Annotated in this window: 8 protein-coding genes; 7 read left to right on the top strand and 1 reads right to left on the bottom strand. The window is 74.4% G+C overall.

The genetic code is table 11. The annotated features are described in order from the left end of the window. Window positions 1–203 precede the first annotated feature (203 nt). Window positions 204–1397, bottom strand: a complete 1194-nt coding sequence (locus ACFV0Q_RS34245) for a threonine aldolase family protein (protein ID WP_385010821.1) — start codon at window positions 1395–1397, stop codon at window positions 204–206. 108 nt (window positions 1398–1505) lie between these two features. Between ACFV0Q_RS34245 and ACFV0Q_RS34250 the strand changes: the two genes are divergently transcribed. The 7 genes from ACFV0Q_RS34250 to ACFV0Q_RS34280 all read left to right on the top strand — a co-directional run bounded on the left by ACFV0Q_RS34250 (window position 1506) and on the right by ACFV0Q_RS34280 (window position 8200). Beyond that, window positions 1506–2453, top strand: a complete 948-nt coding sequence (locus ACFV0Q_RS34250) for a Rossmann-like and DUF2520 domain-containing protein (RefSeq protein WP_385010823.1) — start codon at window positions 1506–1508, stop codon at window positions 2451–2453. After that, window positions 2450–3448 (top strand): pantoate--beta-alanine ligase, encoded by a 999-nt coding sequence (panC, locus tag ACFV0Q_RS34255; RefSeq protein WP_385010825.1) that lies wholly within the window; start codon window positions 2450–2452, stop codon window positions 3446–3448. Before ACFV0Q_RS34250 ends, panC begins: the two co-directional genes overlap by 4 nt. Then, window positions 3445–5214 carry an L-aspartate oxidase gene (locus ACFV0Q_RS34260; RefSeq protein ID WP_385010827.1) on the top strand — a complete coding sequence of 590 codons (1770 nt, stop codon included), beginning with the start codon at window positions 3445–3447 and terminating at the stop codon, window positions 5212–5214. Before panC ends, ACFV0Q_RS34260 begins: the two co-directional genes overlap by 4 nt. Before the next feature lie 2 nt (window positions 5215–5216). Beyond that, on the top strand, window positions 5217–6185 hold the full coding sequence (gene nadC / locus ACFV0Q_RS34265; RefSeq protein WP_385010833.1) for a carboxylating nicotinate-nucleotide diphosphorylase: 969 nt from the start codon (window positions 5217–5219) through the stop codon (window positions 6183–6185). Between the two features lie 3 nt (window positions 6186–6188). After that, window positions 6189–6998, top strand: coding sequence for a type III pantothenate kinase (locus tag ACFV0Q_RS34270; RefSeq protein WP_385010829.1), 810 nt, complete (start codon window positions 6189–6191; stop codon window positions 6996–6998). A 147-nt stretch (window positions 6999–7145) separates the two neighbouring features. Continuing rightward, entirely contained in the window at window positions 7146–7898 is a 753-nt protein-coding gene (locus ACFV0Q_RS34275; RefSeq protein WP_385010830.1) for a GntR family transcriptional regulator, read from the top strand. A gap of 107 nt (window positions 7899–8005) precedes the next feature. Further along, complete coding sequence (locus ACFV0Q_RS34280) at window positions 8006–8200, top strand: DUF397 domain-containing protein (protein WP_385010831.1); 195 nt, start codon at window positions 8006–8008, stop codon at window positions 8198–8200. Window positions 8201–8348 lie beyond the last annotated feature (148 nt).

Consider the following 8348-nt stretch of genomic DNA (forward strand, 5'->3'; position numbering starts at 1 on the left):
GGGGTGGCCGTAGGCCATCGCGAAGCGACGCGACCGAAGGGAGCGCCCTTGAGGGACCGGCCCGCCACGGAAGGACGATGAGACTGACGGGAAACCCCCATACCTTCCCTGATCCGGACCGGCTCGGGTCCCGTCCTTCCGCAGCCCCCGCCGGGCAGCGGTGATGCCGCCGGCGGGGGGAAGCCTTCCCGGCCCCGAGGCGGCTACAGCCGTGCCACGAACCCCGCCACCGCGTCCTCGACGTCCTCTCGGGTCCACGCGAGGCCCGGCTGGGTGATTTCGAGTTCCGTCATCGACAGGCCCGGCGGGCCGTCCGCCGACCAGCGGCGGAACAGGGCCGTGCCCGTTTCCTCCGCGAGGCGCAGGCTCGCCTCCGTCAGGCGGTCCGCCTCGTACGGCAGCCAGACCTGGAACTGGTGCGTGTGCGGCGCCTCCGGGTGGACCCGGAACCACGGCACGCCGCCCCGGGCGAAGCCCTCCCGCAGCGCCTCGGCGACGACCTTCGCCTGGGCCACGTAGGAGGGGAGCAGCGGCAGCTCCCGTTCGAGCCCGGCCAGCGCCGACAGGGCCTGCGGGAACTGGCGGAACACCTGGCCCCCGTAGCGGTGGCGCCAGACCCGGGTCTCCTCGACGAAGCTCCGGGTTCCGGCCAGGCAGGCCCCGCTCAGCCCGCCGAGGGACTTGTAGAAGGAGACGTAGACGGAGTCCGCGAGCCCGGCGATCTCCGTGAGCGGCCGGCCGAAGTGGACGGTGGACTCCCACAGCCGGGCCCCGTCGAAGTGCACCACCGCGTCCCGCTCCCGGGCGGCGTCCACCAGCTCCTCCAGCTCCTCCCAGGTGGGCAGCAGGAACCCGGCGTCGCGCAGCGGCAGCTCCAGCATCAGCGTGCCGAAGGGTTCCGCCAGCCCGGCGACCTCCTCGGCGGTGGGCTGGCGCGGTTCCGCCGTCGGGTGGACCGTGCGCAGCCCCGACACCACCGACAGCGCGCCGCCCTCCCACTGCTCCGGGTGGCTCATCGGGTGCAGGGCGACCACGGGGTTGCCGGTGCGTCCCGCCCAGCAGCGCAGTGCGATCTGCTGGGCCATCGTCCCCGAGGGGAAGAACGCCGCGTCCTCGGTGCCCAGCAGCCCGGCGACCCGCCGCTCCAGGTCGGCGACGACCCCGTCGCCGTACAGGTCGGCCGGTGCGTCCAGGTCGTACGGGGCCTGCGGCAGGGCGGCGAGCAGCTCCCCGACGGTGTGTTCCCGTACGCCGCGCGAGAGGGTCCGCGAGGCCCCCCGCCACGCCGCCACCTGCCGCTCGACGCGCTCCGCGTCACCCGCCGCGCCGTCCGTCACCGCATCGGCCGAGTCATCCTTCGCGACATCCCCCACGACATCCCTCACGTCATCCGTCATGAGCCGATCATGCCCCCGTCCACCTCCGACCCGCCCGCCCCCCAGGGGCTAGCATGGCGGCGTATCGTCCGGTACCCCCCGCGGACTGGAACGGAAGGCATTCCCCGCGTGAACGCACCCCATCAGACGGAGCCCCGGGATCCGTCCGGCCGCCCTGCCCGGCTCACGGTCGGAGTCGTCGGCGCGGGCCGTGTCGGCCCCGCGCTGGCGCGTGCCCTGCAGCAGGCCGGGCACCGTCCCGTCGCCGTCTCCGGAGTCTCCGACGCCTCCCGGCGCCGCGCCGAGCGGATGCTGCCCGACGTGCCGCTGGTCACCCCGGCGCAGGTGCTGGAGCGCGCCGAGCTGGTGCTGCTCACCGTCCCCGACGACGCCCTGCCCGGCCTGGTCGAGGGGCTCGCCGAGACGGGCGCGATCCGCCCCGGACAGCTCCTCGTGCACACCTCCGGGCGCTACGGGACCTCCGTGCTCGACCCCGCGCGCCGCGCGGGCGCCCTCCCGCTGGCCCTGCACCCCGCGATGACCTTCACCGGCACCGAGGTGGACGTGCAGCGCCTGGGCGGCTGCTCCTTCGGCGTGACCGCCCCCGACGAGCTGCGGCTGGCCGCGGAGGCGCTGGTCATCGAGATGGGCGGGGAGCCGGAGTGGATCGCGGAGGAGAACCGTCCGCTCTACCACGCCGCCCTCGCGCTGGGTGCGAACCACCTGGTCACCCTGGTCGCCCAGTCGATGGAGCTGCTCGGCAAGGCCGGCGTCGAGCACCCGGACCGGATGCTCGGCCCCCTCCTCGGCGCCGCCCTCGACAACGCCCTGCGCTCCGGCGACGCCGCGCTGACCGGGCCCGTCGCCCGCGGGGACGCCGGTACGGTCGCCGTGCACGTCTCGGAGCTGCGCAAGCACGCCCCCGCCACCGTCGCCGGGTACCTCGCGATGGCCCGTACGACCGCCGACCGCGCCCTCGCGCACGGCCTGCTCAAGCCCGAACTCGCCGAGGACCTGCTGGACGTCCTCGCGGACACCGCCGAACCGACCGCCGAACCGGAGGGTGGCGAGCGATGACCGGCCCGCTCCTGCTGCTGAACACCGCCGACGAGCTGCACGGGCTCCCGCGCAGCGGCCGCCGCGCCGTCGTGATGACGATGGGCGCCCTCCACGAGGGCCACGCCACGCTCATCCGTACGGCCCGCGAGCAGGCGGGCCCGGACGGCCAGGTCGTGGTCACGGTCTTCGTCAACCCCCTCCAGTTCGGGGCGAACGAGGACCTCGACCGCTACCCGCGCACCCTCGACGCCGACCTGCGGATCTCCGAAGGGGCGGGCGCCGACGCCGTGTTCGCCCCCGCCGTCGACGAGGTCTACCCGGGCGGAACCCCCCAGGTGCGGATCACCGCCGGGCCCATGGGGGAGCGCCTCGAAGGCGCCACCCGGCCCGGCCACTTCGACGGCATGCTCACCGTCGTCGCGAAGCTGCTCCACCTCACCCGCCCCGACCTGGCCCTCTTCGGCCAGAAGGACGCCCAGCAACTGGCGCTGATCCGGCGCATGGTGACCGACCTGAACTTCCCCGTCGAGGTGGCCGGCGTCCCCACGGTCCGGGAGGACGACGGGCTCGCCCTGTCCTCCCGCAACCGTTACCTCGAGCCCCCCGAGCGGCGCACCGCCCTCGCCCTGTCCCGCGCCCTGTTCGCGGGCCGCGACCGGCTCGCCGCCCAGGCGGCGCTGCGCGCCCGTGCCGAGGCCGCCCCCGCCAGCGACGAGCGCGCCGCGGGCCTGGCCCGGCTCGGCGAGATCCGCGCCTCCGCCGACGCGCACGCCGTCTCCGCGGCCGGATCGGGCCTGCCGGACGCCGTACGGGCCGCCGCCCGGCACGTCCTGGAGGAGGCGGGCCGCCACGATCCGCCGCTGGCCCTGGACTACCTGGCCCTGGTGGACCCCCAGGACTTCACCGACGTCGGGCCCGACTTCACCGGGGAGGCCGTCCTGGCCGTCGCCGCGAAGGTCGGCTCGACCCGGCTGATCGACAACATCCCATTGGAGTTCGGAGCGCACGCGTGAGCACCACAGGCAGAGGCAACCCGGCGGGAGGCCCCGGCGCCGCCGGCGCCACCGGCGGTACCGGCATACGGCTGCACGCCCCCGCGCCCGGCTGGGCCGTCGAGGCGGACGTCGTGGTCGTCGGCTCGGGCGTCGCGGGCCTGACCGCCGCGCTGCGCTGCGCCGCCGCGGGCCGCCGTACGGTCGTGGTCACCAAGGCGCGCCTCGACGACGGCTCCACCCGCTGGGCGCAGGGCGGCATCGCCGCCGCCCTGGGCGAGGGCGACACCCCCGAGCAGCACCTGGACGACACCCTCGTGGCGGGTGCGGGCCTGTGCGACGAGGCGGCCGTACGGCTCCTCGTCACCGAGGGTCCGGACGCGGTCCGCCGGCTCATCGCCACCGGTGCCGTCTTCGACACCTCCGCCGCGACCGGCGAGATAGAGCTGACCCGGGAGGGCGGCCACCACCGCCGCCGCATCGCGCACGCGGGCGGCGACGCCACCGGCGCCGAGATCTCCCGGGCCCTGGTCGAGGCGGTGCACGCCGCGGGCATCCGGACCGTCGAGAACGCGCTGGTCCTGGACCTCCTGCAGGACGCCGAGGGCCGTACCGCCGGCGTCACCCTGCACGTCATGGGCGAGGGCCAGCACGACGGGGTCGGCGCCGTCCACGCGCCCGCCGTGATCCTCGCGACCGGCGGCATGGGCCAGGTCTTCTCCGCGACCACCAACCCGTCGGTCTCCACCGGCGACGGGGTGGCGCTCGCGCTGCGCGCCGGCGCCGAGGTCTCCGACCTCGAATTCGTGCAGTTCCACCCCACCGTGCTGTTCCTCGGCCCCGACGCCGAGGGCCAGCAGCCCCTGGTGTCGGAGGCCGTGCGCGGCGAGGGCGCGTACCTCGTCGACGCGGCCGGGGTCCGCTTCATGGTGGGCCAGCACGAGCTCGCCGAGCTGGCCCCGCGGGACATCGTCGCCAAGGGCATCACGCGCCGCATGCAGGAGCAGGGCGCGCAGCACATGTACCTCGACGCCCGGCACTTCGGCGCCGAGATGTGGGAGCACCGCTTCCCGACGATCCTCGCCGCCTGCCGCTCCCACGGCATCGACCCGGTGACCGAGCCCATCCCGGTCGCGCCCGCCGCGCACTACGCCTCCGGCGGCGTACGCACCGACCTGCACGGCCGCACCACCGTCCGCGGCCTGTACGCGTGCGGCGAGGTCGCCTGCACCGGCGTGCACGGCGCGAACCGGCTGGCCTCCAACTCCCTGCTGGAGGGCCTGGTCTTCGCCGAGCGGATCGCGGACGACATCCTCGCCCATGCCCCCACCGGCGGCGGCCCGGGCATCCCCGTCCCCGCGACGGGCCCCCTGCAGCCCGCCGAGGCGCGCTACGAGGTCCAGCGCATCATGACGGACGGCGCGGGCGTGCTGCGCTCCGCCGGGTCGCTGAGCCGGGCCGCCGCCGCGCTGGAGACCCTCTACACGACCGCCCTGGGCGAGCTGGAGGCCCACGGCAAGACCGCCGTCCCCGGCGTGGAGACCTGGGAGGCGACCAACCTGCTGTGCGTGGCCCGCGTCCTGGTCGCCGCCGCCCAGCGGCGCGCCGAGACCCGCGGCTGCCACTGGCGCGAGGACCAGCCCGACCGCGACGACGCCGCCTGGCGCCGCCACCTCGTCGTCCGGCTGTCGGCGACCGAGCGGCGGGCCCTGGTCGTCACCCCCACCGACTCCGCGGACTTCCCGTCCGTGGACGTCCCCCTCACCCCTCAGAGCCTGGAGCAGTGACCGTGAGCACCCCCGAACTCCCCCTGACCGACCAGAACGAAGGCGGCTGCGGCGACGACTGCGCCTGCGGTGACGGTGAGGAGACCGGCCTCGACCCGGCGCTCGCCCAGCTCCTCGTCGACGCGGGCCTGGACCCGATCGAGGTCGAGGACATCGCGCACATGGCGCTGTCCGAGGACCTGGACGGCGGCGTCGACGTCACCACCGTCGCCACCGTCCCCGAGGACGCCGAGGCCGTCGCGGACTTCGTGGCCCGCGAGGCCGGCGTGGTGGCCGGACTGCGCATCGCCGAGGCCGTGTTCTCGGTGGTCTGCACCGAGGCCTTCGAGGTGGAGCGGCACGCCGAGGACGGCGACAGGGTCCAGGAGGGCCAGCTGCTGCTGTCCGTACGCGCCCACACCCGCGATCTGCTGACCGCCGAGCGCAGCGCCCTGAACATCCTGTGCCGCCTCTCCGGCATCGCGACCGCCACCCGCCGCTGGGCCGACGTCCTGGAGGGCACGAACACGAAGGTCCGCGACACCCGCAAGACGACCCCGGGCCTGCGCTCGCTGGAGAAGTACGCGGTCCGCTGCGGCGGCGGCGTCAACCACCGCATGTCCCTGTCGGACGCGGCGCTGGTCAAGGACAACCACGTCCTCGCCGCCGGTGGCATCGCGCAGGCCTTCAAGGCCGTCCGCGAGGCCTTCCCGGACGTTCCCGTCGAGGTCGAGGCCGACACGATGCACCAGGTCCGCGAGGTCGTCGACGCGGGCGCCGACCTGATCCTGCTGGACAACTTCACCGTCCCGGAGACCGAGGAGGCCGTCACGATCGTCGCCGGCCGCGCCACCCTGGAGTCCTCGGGCCGCCTGACCCTGGAGACCGCCCGCGCCTACGCCGAGACCGGCGTGGACTTCCTGGCGGTCGGCGCCCTGACCCACTCCTCGCCGATCCTGGACATCGGCCTCGACCTGCGCGAGGCGGAGTAACCCGTGCTCCTCACCATCGACGTGGGCAACACCCATACGGTCCTGGGCCTGTTCGACGGTGACGAGATCGTCGAGCACTGGCGCATCTCGACCGACCCGCGCAGGACGGCCGACGAACTGGCCGTCCTGATGCAGGGCCTGATGGGTATGCACCCGATGCTCGGCAGCGAACTGGGCGACGGCATCCACGGCATCGCCATCTGCGCGACGGTGCCGTCGGTCCTGCACGAGCTGCGCGAGGTCACCCGCCGCTACTACGGCGACGTCCCCGCGATCATCGTGGAGCCCGGCACCAAGACGGGCGTGCCGATCCTGATGGACAACCCGAAGGAGGTCGGCGCGGACCGCATCGTCAACGCGGTCGCGGCCGTCGAGCTGTACGGGGGCCCGGCGATCGTCGTCGACTTCGGCACGGCGACCACCTTCGACGCGGTCTCCGCGAAGGGCGAGTACGTCGGCGGGGTGATCTCCCCGGGCATCGAGATCTCGATGGAGGCCCTCGGCGTCCGCGGCGCCCAGCTCCGCAAGATCGAGCTGGCCCGCCCGCGCAACGTGATCGGCAAGTCCACGGTCGAGGCGATGCAGTCGGGCGTGGTCTACGGCTTCGCGGGCCAGGTCGACGGGATCGTGACCCGCATGGCCAAGGAGCTCGCGGGCCCGGGCGGCGACCCGGCCGACGTCCGCGTCATCGCCACCGGCGGCCTCGCCCCGATCGTCCTCGGCGAGGCGGCCGTGATCGACGACCACGAGCCGTGGCTGACCCTGATCGGCCTGCGGCTGGTCTACGAGCGCAACGCGCCGAACTTCGAGTGACGGCGGCGGCCTCCGCCCTCCCGCGCGGGAGGGCGGAGGCACGCACGGTCAGGCCGAATCCTCAGCTTCAAGCTGATCGGTTAGCTTGTCGAGGTCGCACGCACATGCTCCGAGGCGGCACCGCCGAGACGGCACAGGACGGCCCAAATGCCCCGTGTTTCACCGTACTTGCAGGTGGTCGACTCCCTCCGGGCCCGCATCGAAGCGGGCGAGTGGGCGATCGGTGACAAGCTCCCCTCCCGCGCCCGCTTCGCCGACGAGTACGCCGTCGGGCAGAGCGTCACGCAGCGCGCGATGGAACAACTGATCATCGAGGGTTTCCTCGAAGGCCGCGCGGGCTCCGGCACCTACGTGCGCACCCCGCGCCGCCGCATGCGGATGCTCCGCACCCGCCGCCGCGTCCCCGGCGCCGGCAACACCTTCCGCTCCGAGGCGGCCGCGCACGGCATCGCCGCGTCCTGGGACTCCCGGACGGTCCCGCAGGCCCCGGCCCCCGAACGCATCGCCGCCCGCCTCGCCATCGAGCCCGGCGCCCCCTGCGTGATGACCCGCTACGAGTTCATGGCCGACGGCAGCCCCGCCGAACTCTCCGAGTCCTGGGAGCCGTTGGAGATCACCTCGGGCACGCCGGTCGTGCTGCCCGAGGTGGGGGACCTGCGCGGCGCCGGAGTCGTGGCCCGGATGCGGTCCATCGGCATCACCGTGGCGTCCGTGGTGGAGATCCCGCGCCCGTCCCGCGCCAACCAGGACCAGGCCAACCTCCTCGGGATCAGCCTGGGTTCGATGATCACCGAGATCGAGCGCACGTACATCGACACCGACGGCCGGCCCGTCGAAACGGCCGACCTCGTGATCCCCGACTCGCGCTACGAGATCGCGTACGCCTTCCCCGTCGACTGAGATCCGGCCGTGATTCCGGCACCATTTTTCCCGGAAATGGCTGGAGTACGCCTCTGGCGGCGATAGCGTCGCGGTCGAGAGACCCGTCCACGGCGGAGGAGCACACCATGACCGCGAACGCCCGGCCCGACTGGCGGAAGTCGTCCTACTGCGGCCCCGGGGAGGACGCCTGCGTCTACGTGGCGGCCGCGCCCGGCACGCTGGTCCGGGTGGCCGACCGGGCCGACCCCGCGCACCTGGTGATGGCCACCACGCACGCCGCCTGGGCCGACTTCGTCCGCTCGGTGAAGGCCGGCGGCTGAAGGAGAGCGGCTGAACGGACGCGGGGGGGGGGGGGGGCGCGCCGCCCCCCCCGCCCGCCCCCACACGGGGGTTTTTTGGGTTATGGCGGTTATTGGGGCCCAGGCCCCCCCCCACCGCTGCCCCCGGGGCCGGGGGGTGGGCCCCCCC

This window comes from Streptomyces sp. NPDC059564, from assembly GCF_042735575.1.
Classification (GTDB): Bacteria; Actinomycetota; Actinomycetes; order Streptomycetales; family Streptomycetaceae; genus Streptomyces.

Coding starts and splice junctions, on each gene's coding strand:
- panC (WP_385010825.1), top strand. CDS start 2,450: ATGACCGGCCCGCTCCTGCTGCTGAACACCGCCGACGAGCTGCACGGG.
- ACFV0Q_RS34245 (WP_385010821.1), bottom strand. CDS start 1,397: ATGACGGATGACGTGAGGGATGTCGTGGGGGATGTCGCGAAGGATGAC.
- ACFV0Q_RS34280 (WP_385010831.1), top strand. CDS start 8,006: ATGACCGCGAACGCCCGGCCCGACTGGCGGAAGTCGTCCTACTGCGGC.
- ACFV0Q_RS34275 (WP_385010830.1), top strand. CDS start 7,146: ATGCCCCGTGTTTCACCGTACTTGCAGGTGGTCGACTCCCTCCGGGCC.